Genomic DNA, 20,384 nt, shown 5'->3' with positions numbered 1-20,384 from the left:
CCTGCGGGGCGTTGTCGTCTTTCACTGAGCGAGTCAGCGATCAGGTGATGACCGTCACGTCATCCGCCTGCAGGCCACGCTCATTGCTGATGACGTGGTAACGCACCTTCTGACCTTCGGCCAGCGTGCGATGGCCCTTGCCACGGATGGCACGGAAGTGCACGAAGACATCTTCACCGCTCTCGCGGGTCACGAAGCCATAGCCCTTGTTGACGTTGAACCACTTGACCTCGCCGATCTCACGATCGTCGTCCTCGACTTCGGCCAGCGCCGCGGAACGCGGTGTCAGCACCGGAATGGCCAGGGTGGCGACCAGCAGCAGAATGAAGACGGCGACGGCAGCAGCGGCGTAGGCCAGTTCAAAGCCCTCGACGCTGAGTGCCGTGGACAGCGTGTCGGCCAGCTCGCCGCCGGTCAGGGTGATGAAGACGGCAATCAGCAACGGTGCCGGCAATGCCAGCAACAGACTGATGATGAAACAACGGAAGAACGATTTGGAACTCATCAAGATAAACTCTCTAAGCAATGGATTAAGGTGGAACGCGACAAGGCAGAAGGGGGTACTTCAGATGATCCATATCAGAATGTTCTGCCAGACGCCGCAGCAAGGGCAGAATCCGGGAGGATGACGACACGCGATGCGACCGTCAGTCGTCGGACCTCTGCCTGAACGCAACGCCTCACGGCGATGCCCGTGGCTGTGACTGACACTCGGTGTCAGCCTGGCCACGTCGTGGCTCGTGATGCGAGTCTCCCCACATCAGTCGATGGAACCGGCAGCCATGTCAGTGCCAGAGGCGAAACTGGCAGGTGCCGTCAACAGGTGCACTGCGCGAAAAGAAGGCAGAACACACCGATATCAGTCTAACACGCCTCACCAGAATGCGTCTGATGCCACCACCTGCCTCCCCTCAACCCTTGTCGGTCCGCTTGTGGCTGGTGATATCCTCACGCCACTGACTCACCCACCGGGACTGACACCTCTCTTCAGGAGTTCATAGCGCATGTCGACCCCGACCGATCTTCCCGGCGATGCTCGGCTGGAAGCACGCCTGGAGGCGCTCGAAAGCCGCCTGGCCCACCAGGATGACTGGCTGGAGACGCTGGATCGCACCGTGATTGCCCAGCAACGCCAGATAGAGACGCTCGAGCGCCTCACCGCGCTGATGAGCGCGCAGCTGCACCAATTGCGCGAATCTGGCAGTGAACGGACACAGACCGACTCACTGTCGCCTGCCGACGAGCTTCCTCCTCACTACTGAAGCGAGCACTGGCACCTGTGATCAAAACGCAGAACGGCCCCGCAGCGCATGCCACGGGGCCGTTCTTGTGCGTGCCTCCCTGACGGCCTGTCAGGAGACGCGAGCGCGGAGGGTCAGGCCATTCAGGCAGTCAGGCCATCCAGATAGCGCTCGGCGTCCAGCGCCGCCATGCAGCCAGTACCGGCAGAGGTGATCGCCTGGCGATAGACGTGATCCATCACGTCACCACAGGCATAGACACCGGGGATGCTGGTCTGGGTGGCATTGCCTTCCAGGCCGGACTGGACCTTAAGATAGCCGCCCTGCATCTCCAGCTGGCCTTCGAACAGGCTGGTATTCGGACGATGGCCGATGGCGATGAACACGCCCATCGAGCTCAGCTCCTTGGTGGCGCCACTCTCGACATGACGCAGACGCACGCCGGTGACGCCGGAGTTGTCACCCAGCACCTCATCCAGCGTGTGGTGCCATTCCACCGCCATGTTGCCGTTCTCGACCTTGTCGAACAGCTTGTCCTGCAGAATCTTCTCGGCGCGCAGGCTGTCGCGACGGTGCACCAGGGTGACCTTGGAGGCGATGTTGGACAGGTACAGCGCTTCCTCGACCGCGGTGTTGCCGCCACCGACCACCACGACTTCCTGATTGCGATAGAAGAAGCCGTCACAGGTCGCGCAGGCCGAGACGCCCTGGCCCATGAACTGCTGCTCGCTCGGCAGTCCCAGATACTGTGCACTGGCACCGGTGGCGATGATCAGCGCATCACAGCTGTAGCTGCCGTTGTCACCCTTGAGCAGGAACGGACGCTCGCCGAGAGTCACTTCGTTGATGTGATCGAACAGGACTTCGGTCTCGAAGCGCTCGGCGTGGCGGCGCATGCGCTCCATCAACTCCGGCCCCTGCACACCGGCATCATCGCCCGGCCAGTTGTCGACATCGGTGGTGGTGGTCAGCTGGCCACCCATCTGCATGCCGGTGATCAGCAGCGGCTTGAGGTTGGCACGCGCGGCATAGACGGCAGCGGTGTAACCCGCCGGGCCGGAGCCGAGGATGATCAGACGTTCGTGACGGACATTGCTCATGGATGACCTCAGGACAGATGAAGGCGGAAAATTCACCAGACGCCGGGTGACGACTGATGATCTATGTACTGAGCGATGCGGACAGCGTCTGCGATCGGCATGGCTCAGGACACGGAGTGGATGGTGAACAGGGACTGCGCAGATTAGCGCAGACGCGCCGAGCTTTCAGCACTGCGCTCAGACCGGCATCGCAGAAGCTTATGACGCTAGCCTCAGATACACGGAAGCCGCCGCCAGGGGCGACGGCTTCCGGTTCGCCTGCCAGTCGAGCCACTCATGGGAGGGTGTCGAAAGGCGGACGCTCGATCAGTCAGCGATGACGCGGCTGATCGCGACCAGGCAGCGACTTACAGGCTGCTGGAGTGACCTGCCAGGTACTTGGCGACACCTTCAGCGGTGTCCTTCATGCCTTCCTGACCTTCTTCCCAGCCTGCCGGGCAGACTTCGCCGTTGGTCTGGTGGAACTGCAGGGCCTTGACCATGCGGACCATCTCGTCGACGTTGCGGCCCAGCGGCAGGTTGTTGACGACCTGGTGCTGAACGACACCGTCTTCGTCGATCAGGAAGGACGCGCGCAGTGCGACGCCAGCTTCCGGGTGCTCGACACCGAAGGCCTGCACGATTTCGTGCTTGACGTCAGCCACGATCGGGAAGCCGACTTCACCGATGCCGCCAGCGTCCGGAGAGGTCTTGCGCCATGCGTGGTGAGTGAACTGGGAATCGATGGAAACACCGATGACTTCAACGCCGAGTTCCTTGAACTTCGCCAGACGGTTGTCGTGGGCGATGATTTCAGACGGGCAAACGAAGGTGAAGTCCAGCGGCCAGAAGAACAGCACACGCAGCTTGCCGTTGGAATCAGACAGCTTGTAGTTGTCGACGATGGTACCGTCGCCCAGCACAGCTGCGGCTTCGAAATCCGGGGCCTGACGTCCGACCAATACGCTCATGGTGATCTCCTGAGAAATGATGATGGAAGGCGCAAAGCCGCCTTCGTGATGAATCGCCACACAGACTAATCGCCTCAGGTGGCAGATGCCAAATGTTTGGCGCAATCACCATCATAGAGTTTGCCTATGAAAGCTCGATGACGATGCCTGCTGCGCCGGAATCATAAGTGACCTCTGAAACAGAATACAGTATCTCCTGTGCACTGCTCGGGATTCTCGCTCTTGCGGCGCAATTCGGGGCAGATGCGCTGAATCAGGGCACCTGAGATCGCGTCTGGAATCGCCCCCGAGGTCAGAGCACGTCATCGTCCTGGCCGATATCCAGGCCGTCCAGCTCACCACTGACGGGGTCCACCTGCTGGCGCACCTGAATCGGCTGACAGCAGCGCTCGCAGTCGATGATGTTGGTCAGACTGCCCTCGTCCAGATCCAGGAACACCGTGAAGGGCGTGTCACAGTAGGGGCAGTTGATTTCCGCCTCGTGCAGCGCCTCACTGGTCACGCCCTCATGCTTGTCCTCGAGCAGCTCATGCCCCGGCCACTCATCGGACTGCCCCGAGGAATGCTCCGCCAGCCACTGCTCGACGGCAGCATCCAGTACCTCGTCATCTTCCGGCAACTCACCCGGCTCACGCCCTTGATCACTCATGCCAACCTCCGTCATGTCATGTGAGAGATGCGATTGATCGCGGCGAAAGCCTTGCCAGCGGCTGACAGTCCACGAGCCATGAGCGCCATGCTCACCTCCCTCACGATGTCTCTCATCCGTCTCTATGGCAGCGAACGCGACGCGGGGTTCCTCACTGCGCACTATCCTCAAGCAAGCAGGCGCTTGAATTCCGGTCAGATGATGACCATAGCCTTATATAGGCAGTATCCCGCGATTTGGCAGTCGCTCTCAGGCGACGCGTCGCAGCCGGCCAAGGCACCTGACGCACCTGTTGGATGACACATCAGCAGTCTGGCCGGTGAAGACAACGACAAGGAGGAGAATCATGGGTTCCCAGCGCTCTCAGTCACTGGATTCGCTCAATACCCTCTCCGAACTGCAGGTCGGAGACAGGCAATATCACTACTACTCGCTCAAGAAGGCCGCCGAGTCGCTTGGCGACCTGACGCGACTGCCCTTCACGCTCAAGGTGTTGCTGGAGAACCAGCTGCGCTTCGAGGATGGTGACACTGCCACCAAGGACGACATCAAGGCGCTGGCCGACTGGCAGAAGACCGCCTCCAGCACTCATGAGATCGGCTATCGCCCGGCCCGGGTGCTGATGCAGGATTTCACCGGTGTGCCCGGGGTCGTCGACCTGGCCTCCATGCGTGACGCCGTCAAGACACTGGGCGCGAACCCCGAGAAGGTCAATCCGCTGACCCCGGTGGATCTGGTCATCGACCACTCGGTGATGGTGGATCACTACGGCGACCCGAGCGCCTTCAAGGACAACGTGCGCATCGAGATGGAGCGCAACCGCGAGCGCTACGAGTTTCTGCGCTGGGGCCAGCAGGCCTTCGACAACTTCTCCGTCGTCCCGCCGGGTACCGGCATCTGCCACCAGGTAAATCTGGAATATCTCGGTCGCGCCGTCTTCACCCGCGAGGAAGATGGCAAGACGCTCGCCTACCCTGACACCCTGGTCGGCACCGACTCCCACACCACCATGATCAATGGCCTGGGCGTGCTGGGCTGGGGTGTCGGCGGGATCGAGGCGGAAGCCGCGATGCTCGGCCAGCCGGTCTCGATGCTGATTCCGGAAGTGGTCGGCTTCAAGCTGACCGGCAAGCTCAACGAAGGCATCACCGCGACGGACCTGGTGCTGACCGTCACCCAGATGCTGAGAAGCCGTGGCGTGGTCGGCAAGTTCGTCGAGTTCTACGGTGATGGCCTGGACGACCTGCCACTGGCGGACCGCGCGACCATCGCCAACATGGCGCCGGAATATGGTGCCACCTGCGGCTTCTTCCCACTGGATGACGAGACGCTCAACTACATGCGTCTGTCCGGCCGCTCCGATGAACAGGTCGCGTTGGTCGAAGCCTATGCCAAGGAGCAGGGTCTGTGGCGTGAGCCGGGCCATGAGCCGATCTTCTCCGACACCCTGGAGCTGGACATGGGTGAGGTCGTCGCCTCTCTGGCCGGCCCCAAGCGTCCGCAGGATCGCGTCGCGCTCACCGACATCAAGCAGACCTTCGAGAAGATCCTCGATGACCAGCTGGGTCAGATTCCCGCGGTCGAGGACGGCAAATGGCTGTCCGAGGGTGGCCAGACCGCCGTCGATGTCGAGCAGAGCTACGAGAAGGATACCGACTACAGCGAGCTGGACGGCGAGACCTTCCGTCTCGATCACGGGGACGTGGTCATCGCCGCCATCACGTCCTGCACCAACACCTCCAACCCCAGCGTGATGCTGGCGGCAGGCCTGGTGGCCCGCAAGGCACGCGAGAAAGGCCTGCGCACCAAGCCATGGGTCAAGACTTCTCTGGCACCGGGTTCCAAGGTCGTCACCGACTATCTCGCCTCGGCGGGGGTTCAGGATGACCTCAACGAGCTGGGCTTCAATCTGGTCGGTTATGGCTGCACGACCTGCATCGGCAACTCCGGCCCGCTGCCGGACCCTGTCGAAGCCGCCATCAACGAGCGTGACCTGACGGTCGCCTCGGTGCTGTCGGGCAACCGCAACTTCGAGGGTCGCGTGCATCCCAACGTCCGCACCAACTGGCTGGCGTCACCGCCCCTGGTGGTGGCCTACGCCCTCGCCGGCACCGTGCGCACCGACCTCTCCAAGGAGCCGCTGGGCAAGGACAACGACGGCAACGATGTCTTCCTCAAGGACATCTGGCCCACCCAGGCGGAAATCGCCACGGCCGTCGAACAGGTACGCACCGAGATGTACCGCAAGGAGTACGCTGAAGTCTTCGACGGCGACGAGACCTGGCAGGCCATCGAGGTACCGGAAGCCGAGGTGTATGAGTGGAAGGATTCCACCTACATCCAGCATCCGCCGTTCTTCGAAGGCATGGAGCGCGAGCCAAAGGCCGTGCAGGACGTCGAGAACGCTCGCGTGCTGGCCATGCTCGGCGATTCGGTGACCACTGACCACATCTCACCGGCCGGTGCCATCAAGCCGGACAGCCCGGCGGGTCGCTACCTCAAGGAGAACGGCGTCGAGGTCAAGGACTTCAACTCCTATGGCTCACGTCGCGGCAACCATGAGGTGATGATGCGCGGCACCTTCGCCAACGTGCGCATCCGCAACGAGATGCTCGATGGCGTCGAGGGCGGCGAGACACGCCACGTGCCCTCCGGCGAGCAGATGGCCATCTACGATGCCGCCATGAAGTATGCCGAGGAAGGCACGCCACTGGTGGTGGTCGCGGGCAAGGAGTACGGCACCGGCTCCTCACGTGACTGGGCCGCCAAGGGCACCCTGCTGCTGGGCGTGCGTGCGGTGATTGCCGAGTCCTATGAGCGCATCCACCGCTCCAACCTGATCGGCATGGGCGTGGTGCCGCTGCAGTTCCCCGAAGGCGAAAGCCGCCAGTCTCTCGGCCTGACCGGTGATGAGGAAATCAGCATCAGCGGTCTGAATGACCTGACGGCCGGCGGCAAGGTCCAGGTCACCTTCAAGAGCGACAAGGGTGAGCAGAAGATCGAGGCGCTGTGCCGCATCGATACTGACAACGAGCTGGAGTACTACCGCCACGGCGGCATCCTCCACTACGTGCTGCGCGGCATGCTGTAACCCGCCAGCCGCTGACCGCAGCGCTGACCGCAATACAAAAGCCCCCGCAGGCATGGCCTGCGGGGGCTTCTTCATTTGCACACTCTGTTTCAGGCAACCTGTTTCAGGCAATCTGCTTCATGCGCTCACTGACGGCGCAGGCGCGATCAGAACGCCTTGCGACGGTAGGCGCGGTAACGCGGCTGCCAGAAGTTCTTCTCGATGTTGGCCTGGATGATCTCATCGCTGGAGGTCAGCGCCACACCATCGGCCTGGGCCTGACGTGCTACATCAAAGGCGATCTGACGGCTGATGTCCTGGATGTCGCCCAGCGACGGCAGCAGCGCGCCCTCGCCCTTCAGGACGATGGGAGCGTTGTTGGCCAGCGCGTTGGCGGCGGCCATCAGCATGTTGTCGGTGATGCGTGAGGCGCTGGATGCCAGCACACCGAGACCGATGCCCGGGAAGATGTAGGCATTGTTGCACTGGGCAATCGCGTGGGTGTGGCCGTTGTGCTCGACCGGCGCGAACGGGCTGCCAGTGGCGACCAGTGCCTTGCCGTCGGTCCACTCGATGACTTCCGCCGGGGTCGCTTCGACGCGTGAGGTCGGGTTGGACAGCGGCATCACCAGCGGGCTCTCGCAACCGGCCTGCACGGCACGGATCACGTCTTCGCTGAACAGGCCACGCTGGCCGGAGACACCGATCAGCACGCTCGGCCTGGCGGCCTTGACCACATCCAGCAGGCCGCGGTCACCGAAGTCGGCCACGCTCTCGACGTCGTGAGCCAGACGGCTCTGGAAGTCGTAGAGGCCTTCCATGTCGCTGGTCAGCAGGCCGAAGCGATCGACCATGAAGACACGCTTGCGGGCCTCGGCCTCGTCCATGCCTTCCTTGACCATCGCCACCACGATCATCTCGGCGATGCCACAACCGGCACTGCCGGCACCCAGGAAGGTCACGCGCTGGTCGGAGAGCTTCTCGCCCTTGGCCTTGCAGGCCGCCATCAGGGTCGCGACCACGACGGAGGCGGTGCCCTGGATGTCGTCATTGAAGCAGCAGACTTCATCGCGGTAACGCTCGAGCAGCGGCATGGCATTGGCCTGCGCGAAGTCCTCGAACTGGATCATGGCCTTTGGCCAGCGACGCTTCACGGCTGTGATGAACTCGGCCACGAAGGCGTTGTAGTCATCACCGGTGACGCGCTCGTGACGCCAGCCCATGTAGCGCGGGTCGTCGAGCAGCTTCTGGTTGTTGGTGCCCAGATCCAGCGAGATCGGCAGGGTATAGGCCGGGCTGATGCCGCCACAGGCGGTGTACAGCGACAGCTTGCCGATGGGGATGCCCATGCCGCCGATGCCCTGATCGCCCAGCCCCAGGATACGCTCGCCATCGGTGACGACGATGACCTTGACGTTGTCCTTGGTCGCGGAGCGCAGGATGTCATCCATGTGCTCGCGGTCCGGGTAGGAGATGAACAGGCCACGGTGGTTGCGGTAGATGTTGGAGAACTCCTCGCACGCCTGACCGACGGTCGGGGTGTAGATGATCGGCATCATCTCCTCGAGGTGCTCCTCGATCACGCGGAAGAACAGGGTCTCGTTGTCGTCCTGCACCGAGCGCAACAGGATGTGCTTGTCGAGGTCGGTGGCGCACTGCTGATACTGGCTGTAGACGCGCGCGACCTGCTCTTCGATGCTCTCGACATTCTGCGGCAGCAGGCCCATCAGATTGAAGCTGACACGCTCCTCGAGGCTGAAGGCGCTGCCCTTGTTGAGCAGCGGCATCTCGAGCAGGCTCGGGCCGGCGTAGGGAACGTACAGGGCGCGCTTGGAAGTATCCGTCATGGCGAGACTCTTGAATCAGTGGGGACGACCTCACGCTCGGCAAGCTTCTCGGCATGCCGGCAGACACGCGCAGCATGCCCGCTGAAGCACCGCAGAAGACCTGCTGGCAACCGGGCGTCCGAGGGACCTTTCGACGTGCAGTTTCCACGTGCGAACAAGGCATGATGATAGCACGCGCAGTGCTATCTCCGGCAGCCTGTGCAGGGCCGACGTGCGTTGCGCAGACAAGGGTGCTGCATGACGAGAAACGCCCCGCTCATCCCCCTGACGGGGAAGGAGAGAGGCGTTCGCGGTCACGTGCGGGGAATGGCTCAGGCCAGATCGGCGCGCGATGCCGGCTTGCGCGGCGCAAGCGCGAAGAACGGGCGCAGCTTCACGCCCAGCATGTTGCCGGCGAAGGCCATCACCAGCCACAGCCAGCCATGCAGACTGCCGGAGGAGATGCCACCGAAGTAGGCACCGATGTTGCAGCCGAAGGCCAGGCGCGCGCCGTAGCCCAACAGCAGACCACCCAGCACGGCAGCCACCACCGAGCGCAGCGGAATGTTCCACTTCGGCGCGAACTTGCCGGCCAGCAGTGCCGCCGCCAGCGCCCCCACCACGATACCGATGTTCATCACCGTGGTGATGTCTTGATAGAGCGGTGCGGCCAGCGCCTTGGCATTGCCCGCCGCCTGCCAGTAGCCCCAGTCACTGACATCGAAGCCCAGCGCGGTATAGGCCTTGGTGCCCCACAGCGCGAAGGCTGAGGTGATGCCCCAGGGACGACCAGCCAGCGCCAGCGTCACGAAGTTGAGCAGCGCCAGCGCCACGGCTCCCGCCAGCAGCGGCCAGGGACCCCGCAGAAAGCGTGACAGACCACGCGGCTGACTGTCGGTCACGGTGGCCTTCTCGAGCTCACCGTGACGGCGCTTCTCCAGCGTGCGTGTCACCACCACGATGATGGCGAACAGCACCAGGCTGACGATGATGCCACCCAGCGCGCCGAAGCTGTCCACCAGCGAGACGGCGGGCAGCGACGGCAGGCTCTGCCACCAGCTGAAGTGCGCGGTGCCGATCACCGAGCCGACGCAGAAGAAGATCAGGGTGATCACCATGCGCGCATTGCCGCCACCGACGGTGAACAGCGTGCCCGAGGCGCAGCCGCCGCCCAGCTGCATGCCGAGCCCGAACAGGAAGGCACCGACCACCACCGAGATACCCAGCGGCGAGACGAAGCCGGAGACCTCCTGCCCCCACAGGCTGCCCGAGGCCAGCACCGGGAAGAACAGCACCACGGCGATCGCCAGCATCAGCATCTGGGCACGCAGGCCGCGTCCTCGGCGCTCGGTGATGAAGACTCGCCAGGCGGAGGTGAAGCCGAAGGCCGCGTGGTAGAGCACCACGCCCAGCGCGCCCCCCACCAGCAGCAGAAAGCCCTGGCGCCAGCCGGACACCATCCCCAGCAGGATGGCAGCCACCACCAGCAAGCCTCCGGCCAGAATGGCCTTCGGGTTGATGGCGGTCGTCGGCAGGCCGGACTGGCTGGCCTTGCCGGGTATCGCATCGTGACTCATGTCTTGCTCCTTGAACGAAGTCGTCATGTCGCGTTCATCAATGCGGCAAGCCTAACGCGTTGCCTTATAGCTGTGAACGAATTTTCAGCACGCCATCCATTCCGCCATGGAATATAAGTCACCCCCGTCAGCTCACCTCCCAGACGATGACGCCCGCCATCGAAAGCGATGGCGGGCGTCTGGTGCCGGGCTGTGCGGGGTGTCCTCGAGATTACACGAAGTTGCCCAGACCGACGGCACGACGCAGGCGCTCCATCATCGGCGCGGCCTCATCGCGCGCACGCTCGGCACCACGCTTGAGGATGGCTTCGACATGTGCCGGATCTTCCATCAGCTCGACGTAACGCTCACGCGGCGCCTTGAGATGGTCGTTCAGGTATTCGAACAGCTGATTCTTGGCATCGCCCCAGCCAATGCCGGCGGCGTACTGCTCACGCATGGCGGCGACTTCCGCCTCGGTGGCGAAGGCCGAATAGATCTGGAACAGCGAACAGGTATCCGGGTCCTTCGGCTCCCCCGGCTCCAGCGAATTGGTCTTGATCTTGCGCACGCTCTTGAGCAGCTGCTTCTCGGTGCCGAACAGCGGAATGGTGTTGTTGTAGCTCTTGGACATCTTGCGGCCATCGAGGCCCAGCAGCAGCTGGGATTTCTCGTCGGTCACCGCCTCGGGCATGGTGAAGTAGTTGCCCTTGAAGAGGTGGTTGAAGCGCCCGGCCATGTCACGCGCCATCTCGATATGCTGGATCTGGTCACGCCCCACCGGCACCTTGTGGGCATTGAACATCAGGATGTCCGCCGCCATCAGCACCGGATAGCTGAACAGCCCCATGCTGATGCCACGATCCACGTCCTCGATGCCCGCTTCCTCGTTCTCGGCCACGGCGCCCTTGTAGGCATGCGCACGGTTCATCAGGCCCTTGGCGCAGACACAGTTGAGCAACCACATCAGCTCCGGAATCTCCGGCACATCCGACTGGCGATAGAAGATGGCGTTGTCGGTGTCCAGCCCCAGCGCCAGCCAGGTGGCGGCGATCTCACGGCGGGATTCCTGCACGCGCTTCGGGTCCTGACACTTGATCAGAGCATGGAAATCGGCGAGGAAATAGAAGGACTGGACCGTCGGGTCCTGACTGGCCTCGATGGCGGGCTTGATGGCGCCGACATAGTTGCCGAGGTGAGGGGTGCCGGTGGTCGTGATGCCGGTAAGAACGCGGGTCTTGGTCATGGATGCACTTCTTGGGCGTCTGAGTCGGGGAGCGTGCCACTTGGCGGGACCTGCTCACAATGAATCACGACAGGGCACGACGGCGCGCATCACGATGCGATGAACCCGCCATGTCCTGCCGCTGCATTGCGCTCATCTTACCCTGAGGGGCATGGCCTTCGTAAGGGCCGGACAGACGACCAGCACCCCATGCACGCCATGTGCCCGCCGGCAGGTGTCAGCCCTTTGCCAGGGCATCTTCCAGCGAGATCACCGGCATGCCGAAGGCAGCGCCGACTTCCGCAATCGTCAGCTGGCCGGCATGCACGTTGAGGCCTGCCGCGAAGTGACGATCTTCCCGCAATACCTTGCGATAGCCGCCATTGGCGAGCTTCACCACATAAGGCAGCGTCGCGCTGGTGAGTGCCTGGGTCGAGGTACGCGCCACGGCCCCCGGCATGTTGGCCACGCAATAATGCACGACACCATCGACGAGATAGGTCGGTTCCGCATGGGTCGTGGCGCGACTGGTCTCGAAACATCCGCCCTGATCGATCGCGACATCCACCAGTACCGCACCGGGCATCATGTTGCGCAGATGCTCGCGACGGATCAGCTTGGGAGCTGCGGCACCGGGCACGAGCACGGCCCCGATGATCAATGCCGAATGGCGTACCGCCTCATCCAGCGCCTCGGATGTCGAATAGACCGTACGAATCTGTCCCTGATAGCGGTGATCCAGCGTCTCGAGGCGGTTCAATGACGTATCGAGAATCACCACCTCGGCGCCCAGCCCCAGCGCCATGCGCGCCGCATTCTCCCCCACCACGCCGCCGCCGATCACCGTGACCCGCGCCGGTGGCACGCCAGGCACACCGGGCAACAGCACCCCCATCCCGCCTTGCGCCTTCTCCAGCGCATGCGCGCCGGCCTGGATCGCCATGCGCCCGGCAACGCGACTCATGGGTGCCAGCAGCGGCAGACCACCGGCGATGTCGGTGATGGTCTCGTAGGCAATCGCGGTCACCCCGCTATCCAGCAGGCTTTCGGTCAGCTCACGGGCGGCGGCCAGATGCAGGTAGGTGAACAATGTCTGGCCGCTGGTGAGACGCGCCACCTCGGCCGGCTGAGGCTCCTTGACCTTGAGTATCAGCTCGGCCTCACGAAAGACCTGCTCGACATCCGATTCAAGACGAGCCCCGACCCCCTGGTACTCGGCGTCACTGAACCCACTGCCCTCACCCGCACCACGCTCGACGATGACGTCATGGCCATGGGCAATCAGCTCTCGCACCCCGGCGGGCGTCAGAGCGACACGGTATTCGTGGTTCTTGATTTCCTTCGGCACGGCGATCTGCATAACGAGCTCCTTGCACTGCTGGCGGAATACGGCGATGTCATCTCGACACCTCCTACAAGCACAGCAGACTCGTCAGCGTCGCGCCAATCAGATGCCAGCAAGATTCACCAAAACACGACAGCAATGCAGTGGAATGCAGGGAATCATCGTTGGCTGGCAGCATCCTCGCTCACCAGCGCCGCCGAATAGCATTCACGGTAAGCCTCGGGCATGCGTCTGGCTCGCCCACTCGAGAGTTCGATGCAGACGAAGCGCGTGCGCGCCTCCAACAGCGTCAGGCCATCCGAGCAACGACGCAGCTGAAAGCGGCGCGTCAGGCTCAGGCGGCCATCGCACGCCACCAGCCAGGTGGCCAGCATCAGCGAATCGCCAAGCCGTGCGCTGGCCAGATAGTCGATCTCGTGACGATGCACCACCATGCCACGATCCTGGGCACGATAGTGTTCAAGGCCCAGCCCCAACGCTTCGGAATGCGCCCAGCTGATTCTCTCCAGCCAGCGCACGTATTCGGCATTGTTGACATGGCCATAGCCATCCAGCGCCTCGACACTTACCGCGATCGGCAGCAGGAAGGGAGACGGCAGCGCCCACCCTTCACAGGTTTCCCGCAAGGGGGCCGTGTTGCCGATGACGGTCTCCGATGCCTGTACGTCCGTCATGCCACGAACTCCGTGTCGTCATCCTGCTCGCGGGGCCCTGCATCATCACGCATGGGCGCACTGGCACCGCAGGACCAGCATTCACTGAAGCTGCCTTCGAGGCGCTCCCCGCAGGCGCACTGCCAATCCGGCTGCGCAGGCGCGGCCTCGATATGCGCCAGCAGCTGGCGAGCGCGGGCGAGGTTGTGCTCGGCAACCCACAATTGCGGCTCGCAATCGTTGACGGGCAACTCCCCGGCTGCCGAACCCAGCAGACGGTTGCGCAGCTCGCACGGGATACCTTCGCTTTCCAGAAGGTTGCGCCAGTGATCCAGCAGCACGAGATTGTGATGGGATGTCAGTCGTCGATACATGCCGTCAGACTATCAGAGTCCGGGCGCTACGGAAGCCATCAACGACAACGCCGCCCCGAAGGGCGGCGTTGTCGTTCGTGCCAAAGGACACGTTCATCGCTCGCGATCCCGATCGCGCTCCTGGTCGCGACCCGAGACTCGATCTCAGTCGCGATAGACCCGCACACCGAGCGCCTTGAGGTAGGAGGTCTCGGGGATGGACGGGTGCACCGGGTGGTCGCTGGCCTGATGGCCCTGGAAGATGACCTGACCGTGGCGGTCCTGGTGACGCACGGCGCCGCGCACCACATCCATCAGGCGCTCCGGCGCCAGATGCATGGAGCAGGAGCCGGACATCAGCAGACCGTCGCGGCCCAGCAGGCGCATGGCTTCACGGTTGAGGCGTGCATAGGCACGCTCACCATTGGTGATGTCCTTGCGCTTGCGGATGAAGGCGGGCGGATCCGCGATGATGACGTCGAACTGCTCGCCTTCCGCGCGCAGGGCCGTCAGTGCCTCGAAGACATCCGACTCCGCGATGGAGACGCGATCCTCGACACCGTTGAGCACGGCGTTGCCCGAGACTCGCTCAAGTGCCGCACCGGAGGCGTCGACACACAGCACTTCGCTGGCGCCATGCGCCGCCGCCTGCACACCCCAGCCACCGACGTAGCTGAACAGGTCCAGCACGCGCTTGCCTGCCACCTGACGATTCAGCCAGGCACGGTTGTCGCGGTGATCATAGAACCAGCCGGTCTTCTGGCCATCCAGTACCGGCGCGCTGAACTGGACCCCATTCTCTTCCAGCAGCACGCTTTCCGGCAGCTCGCCATAGACGACTTCGACGTTGCGCTCGAGCTGTTCCTGACGGCGACCGCTGGAATCGTTCTTGAACACGATGGCGGTCGGCTTGACGACCTTCAAGAGCGCATCGACGATCACTTCCGCCAGTCGCTCCATGCCGAAGGTGTTGAGCTGGCAGACCAGCACGTCGTCGAAGCGATCGACGATCAGACCCGGCAGCAGGTCGCCCTCGCCGTGGACCAGACGGTAGAACGGCTTGTCATAGAGGCTCTCGCGCAGTGACAGCGCCTGGTTGAAGCGATGCACCAGCAGCGAGCGGTCCAGACGCTGTTCCGGGTTGCGCGAGACGATACGCGCGCAGATCAGCGAGTTCGGGTTGACGTAGGCAACGCCCATCGCGCGGCCGTTGCTGGCCTCGATGATCGCCTGGGCGCCCGGTTCGAAATTCTTGAGCGGCGTCGCGACGGTATCGACTTCATTGGAGTACAGCCACAGATGGCCAGCCTTGAGGCGGCGATCAGCATTCTTCTTCAGGCGCAGACGTTCAGTCACGGGAATCATCCATAAGACAGGGAAAGGGACAGGACGACGACAGGGCGCGCCCGAATGGGGCCATTCTAGTCGTCATGGCGGCCCCGGTCACGGAGCCTCCGGTCAAGTGATCATCAAGGGTCAGTGAGACATGTCTGACCCGTGCCGGCACGGACGGCACTAGCTCTGGCAATGAGGGCAGAAGCAACTGGCACGCTGCCCGAGCACCAGGCTCATGATCTCATGGCCACACTCGCGGCAGGGCTCGCCCCCTCGCCCATAGACGTTGAGGCGCTGGGCGAAGTAGCCGGGCTTGCCATCACCACCGACGAAATCACGCAAGGTGGTACCGCCTTGCTCGATGGCGGCCGCCAGCACGCTGCGTGAGGCCTCGGCGAGGCGCTCATATTCCTCCAGGGAGGTCTCCCCCGCCGGACGACGCGGGTCGATGCCGGCCATGAAGAGCGCCTCACTGGCGTAGATGTTGCCCACGCCGACCACATTGGCGTTGTCCATCAGGAAAGGCTTGATCGCCACGCGTCGCTTGCGCGAGCGCGCGAAGAGAAGCTCACCGGTGAAGGCGTCCGACAAGGGCTCCGGCCCGAGCCTCGCCAGACGTGTGTCAGCGTGCGGGTCACCGCGCACGAAGTCGACGAAACCGAAGCGACGCGGGTCGTGATAGCGCAACACCTGGCCATTGCCCAGCACCACATCGACATGGTCATGCGTACGGGGCGGCGTGCCGATGGGTACCAGCCTCAGACTGCCGGACATGCCCAGATGCCAGAGCAGGTGGCCATCGGCGATCGGCAACAGCAGGTACTTGGCACGGCGCGAGAGCTCACCGAAACGCTGCCCCACCAGCCACTCCGCCAGCTCACTCGGTACTGGCGTGCGCAGCCGTGGCTGACGCACGATCACCTCGGTGACCTCCTGGCCCTCGACCAATGGTGCGATACCACGGCGAGTCGTCTCGACTTCCGGTAATTCGGGCATGCTTCCTCCTCGACTGACCGCCAGACGCACAACAGGGTGACGACAGAAGCCGCCACCCTGTTGCAGGATGCCGGAACTCCGACATCCAGATACTCGAAAACCCGGTCAGGACCGGGTTTTCGAGGGTTCCGACAGCACGCTGGCGGGAGACAAGATCACTTGATCTTGGCTTCCTTGTACATCACGTGCTTGCGAACGACCGGATCGTACTTCTTGAATTCAAGCTTGTCCGGAGTGTTACGCTTGTTCTTGTCGGTGGTGTAGAAGTGGCCAGTACCGGCACTTGACACCAACTTGATCTTGTCACGCATTTTCAGTTTCCTTCCACAGTCGCATTCACCGAACGATTGAGAGCGTTGCCCTCGGCTCGGTTGCCATTGCTACAGGGGCTGTCTTCTAGTGTTTAGAAGCGCTCGCCACGTGCAGTGAGGTCCTTGAGGACTTCGTCGATACCCTTCTTGTCAATGATGCGCATGCCCTTGGTAGAGACGCGCAGCTTGACGAAGCGCTGCTGGGATTCAACCCAGAAACGGTGGGTGTGCAGGTTCGGCAGGAACCGGCGACGAGTCTTGCGCTGGGAGTGAGAAACGTTGTTACCAGTCACCGGGCGCTTGCCGGTAACCTGACATACTTTGGACATTGGAGCCTCCAACCGCTGCGTTGGCTAAGTTGTTCAAAACCTGTCGGGCAAACCGGAAGTGGCAGGCGCCGCCTCATGCCCTGATTTCAAAGTGTGTTACGTCCATTCCGGAAGACAAGCTTCAGGGTACTGGAACGTGCAGGCGCAGCATTTTACCCGAAGAGGAACGCGAAAGCACGCCCAAGACGGATTTTTTTCGCCAACACGCTTCGCCCGAGCTGTCACATCGGTACAGACGCTTGCTTAGCCAGACGCTTCACTCAGCCAATGTCGGCCAGAGTGGTCGCGAATTCTGTGGTGGGTGGTACGGGAGGCGCAACATTACCACAATCGACGCCCTGTTTTGCAATCCCTGTCACCCGGCAGGCCCGACAATTGACCAGACCGGACATCCGCAGGGCGCCTCCTTCCCATCCGCTCCTTCTTCTTCCTTCTCTTCCCCCCTGCTCTCGTCTCAGCGCCTTGCCGAAAGAGGTCGCACAAGACCGAGGCGATGCCTGGCTCACAACCAGCCACGCTCGGCGAAGGAGATCACCTCGCCGTCCCCCACCACGAAGTGATCCAGCACCCGGATATCGAAAAGCCCCAACGCCTCTTCCAGGCGCTGGGTGATACGACGATCGGCATCACTGGGCTCCGCCACTCCGGAGGGATGGTTGTGGGCGAGTATCAAGGCGCCCGCGTTGAGCGCCAGCGCCCGCTTGACCACTTCGCGCGGGTAGACGGCAGCAGCATCCAGCGTGCCGGTGAAGAGTGTCTCGAAGCGAATGACGCGATGCTGACTATCCAGGAAGAGTGCGGCGAAGACCTCATGTGGCAGATCACGCAGATGAGAGGAGAGGTAGCGCCGTACCAGCAGCGGTGAGGTCAATGCCGCCCCGCGCATCAACAGGCTTTCCAGATGTCGACGGGACAGCTCCAGCGACGCCTGCAACTGTACGTACTTGGCATCTCCCAGGCCTCGCGCGGCACAGAAATCCTGCTGACTGGCTTCCAGCAGTGGGCGCAGCCCGCCGAAGGTGGTCAACAGGTCGCGCGCCAGGTCCACCGCCGAACGTCCCTTGATTCCCACTCGCAGGAAGATTGCCAGCAACTCGGCATCTGATAGCGCAGCAGCCCCCGATGACAGAAGCTTCTCACGGGGCCGCTCCCCGATTGGCCACTCCCTGATGCCCATGCACATTCTCCTCTCGTGACAGTGATGCTGACATCCGGCGCGCCACGAGAGTGGCCATGCCTGCCTCAGGGCAGGCCCACCGACACGCCAAGGAGCATGACGCGACATCAGCATTTGGACTGAGAAGCGTGGTCTTCGCCCGTCACTGCCGCCAGCGTCACTCTCAACGCTTGCATGCCTGGCGCGCTTTCTGGCTGGCTGAGCCCTCCTGGCTCGCGGCTCGTCGTACCGCGACAGGTCAGTGTCCGCACCCGCGACAGGTCAGTGTCCGCACCCGCGACAGGTCAGTGTCCGCACCCGCGACAGACGGCGTGCCCGGCCAGCGACGCTACGCAAGGTTGCATCACGGTGATATGGTAGAGGCGAACGCGAGAGCTTTGACATTGACGGATCAGGGATGCAGGACACCATGCACTCACTCGCCGGACGGCGCATTCTGCTGGGCATCAGCGGCGGTATCGCAGCGTACAAGGCGGCGCTCATCACTCGTCTGCTGAAAAAGGCCGGGTGCGAGGTACGCGTCGCCATGACCGAAGGTGCCCAGGCCTTCATCACGCCGTTGACCCTGCAGGCGCTGTCGGGCAATCCCGTGCATACCTCGCTGCTCGATCCTGAGGCAGAGGCCGGCATGGGACATATCGAGCTGGCGCGTTGGGCGGAGGTCATTCTCATCGCCCCCGCCACTGCCGACCTCATGGCCCGCCTGGCCCATGGCCGTGCCGATGATCTGATCACTACCCTGTGCCTGGCCAACAACGCACGCTGGGTCGTGGCCCCGGCGATGAATCAGGCGATGTGGGCGCACCCTGCCACCCAGCGCAACGCCCGGCAGCTCAGTGCCGATGGCTGGACGCTGCTCGGCCCGGCCAGCGGCGAACAGGCGTGCGGCGACGTGGGAGCCGGGCGCATGCTCGAGCCAGAAGAGATCGTCGCCGGTCTGAGCGAGCTGCTCGACGAGGGCGAGCCGGCACCATTGCCGGCAGCGGGCCTGACCATCACCATCACCGCCGGTCCGACCCGGGAAGCGCTGGATCCGGTGCGCTATCTGAGCAATCACAGCTCCGGAAAGATGGGGTATGCCCTGGCCAGCGAAGCCGCGGCACTGGGCGCAAGAGTTCGCCTGATCAGTGGGCCTGTCGCCCTGCCCACACCGCCTGGCGTCGAGCGCATCGATGTCGAGTCAGCCTTGCAGATGCAAGGCGCTGCCGAAGCGGCGCTGCAGGATAGCCAGGTCTTCATCGGCTGCGCCGCCGTCGCCGACTTCCGACCTGCCGCTGTCGCCGAGCACAAGCTCAAGAAGCAGGTCGGCGAAGAACAGATGCAGGTCCATCTGATCCGCAATCCCGATATCATTGCCGGCATTGCCGAGCAGAGTCAGGCGCGGCGCGCCAACGGACAGCCCGCTCCGCTGGTGGTCGGCTTCGCCGCCGAGACTCGCGATGTCCTTCGCTATGCCCGCGACAAGCTGACACGCAAGCGTCTCGACATGATCGTGGCCAATGACGTCAGCACCCCGGGACTGGGGTTCGGCAGTGACAGCAATGCCGCCACCCTGGTGTGGCGACGCCCCGGCCAGGCAAATGACAGACTGCATGAACAGGCCATCGCAGCCTGCCCCAAGATTGCGCTGGCGCGTGCGATTCTCGAGCGCGCACTGGCACTGCATCAAGACGGCGCCCTCCATGGTGCCGCCAATTTGAACATGGCGACCTCCGCCATCGATGACCAGGAAACACCTTAGATGACCCGCCCCCGGCTCGAACTCAAGATCCTCGACGAGCGCGTTCGCGATTACCCGCTACCCCACCATGCGACTCCCGGCAGTGCCGGCATGGACCTGCGCGCACTGCTGGATGCCCCGCTGACACTGGCCCCGGGCGCCTGTGAGCTGGTGCGTACCGGCCTGGCGATCCACATCGCCGACCCCGCACTGGCCGGCATGATCCTGCCGCGCTCCGGTCTGGGGCATAAACACGGCATCGTGCTGGGCAATCTGGTCGGTCTGATCGATTCCGACTACCAGGGCGAACTGATGATCTCGGTCTGGAACCGCGGCGACAGCGAGTTCGTGCTGGAACCCGGTGAGCGACTGGCACAGTACGTGCTAGTCCCGGTTGTACAGGCCGAACTGGTCGAGGTCACGGAATTCGAGGCCAGCCAGCGCGGTGAAGGCGGCTTTGGCCATTCTGGTCGTCATTGACGGGTCGTCACTGACAGGCCGTCACTGACAGCTCATTGCAGACGACTCGCCACCGAAACCCGACAGCG

At 63.2% G+C, this 20,384-nt stretch carries 19 protein-coding genes; 4 read left to right on the top strand and 15 right to left on the bottom strand.

The features are described 5' to 3' along the window. Positions 1-40: 40 nt before the first annotated feature. Positions 41-505, bottom strand: coding sequence for a cold-shock protein (locus BFX80_RS18175; protein WP_077377808.1), 465 nt, complete (start codon positions 503-505; stop codon positions 41-43). A 499-nt stretch (positions 506-1,004) separates the two neighbouring features. On the opposite strand from BFX80_RS18175, the gene BFX80_RS01565 reads away from it, so the two are divergent. After that, positions 1,005-1,262, top strand: a complete 258-nt coding sequence (locus BFX80_RS01565) for a SlyX family protein (RefSeq protein WP_084207813.1) — start codon at positions 1,005-1,007, stop codon at positions 1,260-1,262. Positions 1,263-1,384: 122 nt separating this feature from the next. Here the strand turns inward: BFX80_RS01565 and trxB are convergent, their stop codons facing one another. The 3 genes from trxB to BFX80_RS01550 all read right to left on the bottom strand — a co-directional run bounded on the left by trxB (position 1,385) and on the right by BFX80_RS01550 (position 3,940). Further along, positions 1,385-2,341: a thioredoxin-disulfide reductase gene (gene trxB / locus BFX80_RS01560; RefSeq protein ID WP_077377802.1), complete on the bottom strand. Its 957-nt coding sequence runs from the start codon at positions 2,339-2,341 to the stop codon at positions 1,385-1,387. 347 nt (positions 2,342-2,688) lie between these two features. Then, positions 2,689-3,291 (bottom strand): peroxiredoxin, encoded by a 603-nt coding sequence (locus BFX80_RS01555; protein ID WP_065392448.1) that lies wholly within the window; start codon positions 3,289-3,291, stop codon positions 2,689-2,691. Positions 3,292-3,583: 292 nt separating this feature from the next. Beyond that, the gene (locus tag BFX80_RS01550) at positions 3,584-3,940 is read right to left on the bottom strand and encodes a CPXCG motif-containing cysteine-rich protein (protein WP_084207812.1); all 357 of its coding nucleotides are present in this window, start codon (positions 3,938-3,940) and stop codon (positions 3,584-3,586) included. Positions 3,941-4,286: 346 nt separating this feature from the next. Here BFX80_RS01550 and acnA point away from each other — a divergent pair, with 346 nt between their 5' ends. Beyond that, positions 4,287-7,031: an aconitate hydratase AcnA gene (gene acnA, locus BFX80_RS01540; protein WP_077377793.1), complete on the top strand. Its 2,745-nt coding sequence runs from the start codon at positions 4,287-4,289 to the stop codon at positions 7,029-7,031. 146 nt (positions 7,032-7,177) lie between these two features. Here the strand turns inward: acnA and BFX80_RS01535 are convergent, their stop codons facing one another. The 11 genes from BFX80_RS01535 to radC form a co-directional block, all read right to left on the bottom strand. Continuing rightward, positions 7,178-8,857 carry an NAD-dependent malic enzyme gene (locus BFX80_RS01535; protein ID WP_077377790.1) on the bottom strand — a complete coding sequence of 560 codons (1,680 nt, stop codon included), beginning with the start codon at positions 8,855-8,857 and terminating at the stop codon, positions 7,178-7,180. A gap of 311 nt (positions 8,858-9,168) precedes the next feature. After that, positions 9,169-10,413: a YeeE/YedE family protein gene (locus tag BFX80_RS01530; protein WP_084207811.1), complete on the bottom strand. Its 1,245-nt coding sequence runs from the start codon at positions 10,411-10,413 to the stop codon at positions 9,169-9,171. A gap of 211 nt (positions 10,414-10,624) precedes the next feature. Then, entirely contained in the window at positions 10,625-11,638 is a 1,014-nt protein-coding gene (locus BFX80_RS01525) for a tryptophan--tRNA ligase (protein WP_084207810.1), read from the bottom strand. 217 nt (positions 11,639-11,855) lie between these two features. Continuing rightward, the gene (ald, locus tag BFX80_RS01520; RefSeq protein WP_084207809.1) at positions 11,856-12,977 is read right to left on the bottom strand and encodes an alanine dehydrogenase; all 1,122 of its coding nucleotides are present in this window, start codon (positions 12,975-12,977) and stop codon (positions 11,856-11,858) included. A gap of 143 nt (positions 12,978-13,120) precedes the next feature. Beyond that, a complete protein-coding gene (locus BFX80_RS01515) occupies positions 13,121-13,636 on the bottom strand; it encodes an acyl-CoA thioesterase (RefSeq protein ID WP_084207808.1) in 516 nt (171 codons plus the stop codon). Then, on the bottom strand, positions 13,633-13,989 hold the full coding sequence (locus BFX80_RS01510) for a putative signal transducing protein (RefSeq protein WP_077377775.1): 357 nt from the start codon (positions 13,987-13,989) through the stop codon (positions 13,633-13,635). Before BFX80_RS01510 ends, BFX80_RS01515 begins: the two co-directional genes overlap by 4 nt. Positions 13,990-14,133: 144 nt before the next feature. After that, positions 14,134-15,324, bottom strand: a complete 1,191-nt coding sequence (locus tag BFX80_RS01505) for a class I SAM-dependent rRNA methyltransferase (protein WP_084207807.1) — start codon at positions 15,322-15,324, stop codon at positions 14,134-14,136. A 159-nt stretch (positions 15,325-15,483) separates the two neighbouring features. After that, a complete protein-coding gene (gene mutM / locus BFX80_RS01500; RefSeq protein WP_054556537.1) occupies positions 15,484-16,299 on the bottom strand; it encodes a bifunctional DNA-formamidopyrimidine glycosylase/DNA-(apurinic or apyrimidinic site) lyase in 816 nt (271 codons plus the stop codon). Between the two features lie 155 nt (positions 16,300-16,454). Continuing rightward, positions 16,455-16,610, bottom strand: a complete 156-nt coding sequence (gene rpmG / locus BFX80_RS01495; protein WP_016417370.1) for a 50S ribosomal protein L33 — start codon at positions 16,608-16,610, stop codon at positions 16,455-16,457. 92 nt (positions 16,611-16,702) lie between these two features. Beyond that, positions 16,703-16,939, bottom strand: a complete 237-nt coding sequence (gene rpmB, locus BFX80_RS01490; RefSeq protein WP_043336270.1) for a 50S ribosomal protein L28 — start codon at positions 16,937-16,939, stop codon at positions 16,703-16,705. A 502-nt stretch (positions 16,940-17,441) separates the two neighbouring features. Further along, positions 17,442-18,116 carry a RadC family protein gene (radC, locus tag BFX80_RS01485; protein ID WP_077377769.1) on the bottom strand — a complete coding sequence of 225 codons (675 nt, stop codon included), beginning with the start codon at positions 18,114-18,116 and terminating at the stop codon, positions 17,442-17,444. Positions 18,117-18,525: 409 nt separating this feature from the next. On the opposite strand from radC, the gene coaBC reads away from it, so the two are divergent. Together coaBC and dut are read left to right on the top strand one after the other, a co-directional pair. Next, a complete protein-coding gene (gene coaBC / locus BFX80_RS01480) occupies positions 18,526-19,857 on the top strand; it encodes a bifunctional phosphopantothenoylcysteine decarboxylase/phosphopantothenate--cysteine ligase CoaBC (RefSeq protein WP_084209576.1) in 1,332 nt (443 codons plus the stop codon). After that, a complete protein-coding gene (gene dut / locus BFX80_RS01475) occupies positions 19,858-20,316 on the top strand; it encodes a dUTP diphosphatase (RefSeq protein ID WP_077377766.1) in 459 nt (152 codons plus the stop codon). Positions 20,317-20,384 lie beyond the last annotated feature (68 nt).

Origin of the sequence: Cobetia marina (assembly GCF_001720485.1) — a bacterium.
GTDB lineage: Bacteria > Pseudomonadota > Gammaproteobacteria > Pseudomonadales > Halomonadaceae > Cobetia > Cobetia marina.
This window is presented reverse-complemented; position numbering and strand designations above follow the sequence as displayed.

Coding starts and splice junctions, on each gene's coding strand:
- BFX80_RS18175 (WP_077377808.1), bottom strand. CDS start 505: ATGAGTTCCAAATCGTTCTTCCGTTGTTTCATCATCAGTCTGTTGCTG.
- BFX80_RS01565 (WP_084207813.1), top strand. CDS start 1,005: ATGTCGACCCCGACCGATCTTCCCGGCGATGCTCGGCTGGAAGCACGC.
- trxB (WP_077377802.1), bottom strand. CDS start 2,341: ATGAGCAATGTCCGTCACGAACGTCTGATCATCCTCGGCTCCGGCCCG.
- BFX80_RS01555 (WP_065392448.1), bottom strand. CDS start 3,291: ATGAGCGTATTGGTCGGACGTCAGGCCCCGGATTTCGAAGCCGCAGCT.
- BFX80_RS01550 (WP_084207812.1), bottom strand. CDS start 3,940: ATGAGTGATCAAGGGCGTGAGCCGGGTGAGTTGCCGGAAGATGACGAG.
- acnA (WP_077377793.1), top strand. CDS start 4,287: ATGGGTTCCCAGCGCTCTCAGTCACTGGATTCGCTCAATACCCTCTCC.
- BFX80_RS01535 (WP_077377790.1), bottom strand. CDS start 8,857: ATGACGGATACTTCCAAGCGCGCCCTGTACGTTCCCTACGCCGGCCCG.
- BFX80_RS01530 (WP_084207811.1), bottom strand. CDS start 10,413: ATGAGTCACGATGCGATACCCGGCAAGGCCAGCCAGTCCGGCCTGCCG.
- BFX80_RS01525 (WP_084207810.1), bottom strand. CDS start 11,638: ATGACCAAGACCCGCGTTCTTACCGGCATCACGACCACCGGCACCCCT.
- ald (WP_084207809.1), bottom strand. CDS start 12,977: ATGCAGATCGCCGTGCCGAAGGAAATCAAGAACCACGAATACCGTGTC.
- BFX80_RS01515 (WP_084207808.1), bottom strand. CDS start 13,636: ATGACGGACGTACAGGCATCGGAGACCGTCATCGGCAACACGGCCCCC.
- BFX80_RS01510 (WP_077377775.1), bottom strand. CDS start 13,989: ATGTATCGACGACTGACATCCCATCACAATCTCGTGCTGCTGGATCAC.
- mutM (WP_054556537.1), bottom strand. CDS start 16,299: ATGCCCGAATTACCGGAAGTCGAGACGACTCGCCGTGGTATCGCACCA.
- rpmG (WP_016417370.1), bottom strand. CDS start 16,610: ATGCGTGACAAGATCAAGTTGGTGTCAAGTGCCGGTACTGGCCACTTC.
- rpmB (WP_043336270.1), bottom strand. CDS start 16,939: ATGTCCAAAGTATGTCAGGTTACCGGCAAGCGCCCGGTGACTGGTAAC.
- radC (WP_077377769.1), bottom strand. CDS start 18,116: ATGGGCATCAGGGAGTGGCCAATCGGGGAGCGGCCCCGTGAGAAGCTT.
- coaBC (WP_084209576.1), top strand. CDS start 18,526: ATGCACTCACTCGCCGGACGGCGCATTCTGCTGGGCATCAGCGGCGGT.
- dut (WP_077377766.1), top strand. CDS start 19,858: ATGACCCGCCCCCGGCTCGAACTCAAGATCCTCGACGAGCGCGTTCGC.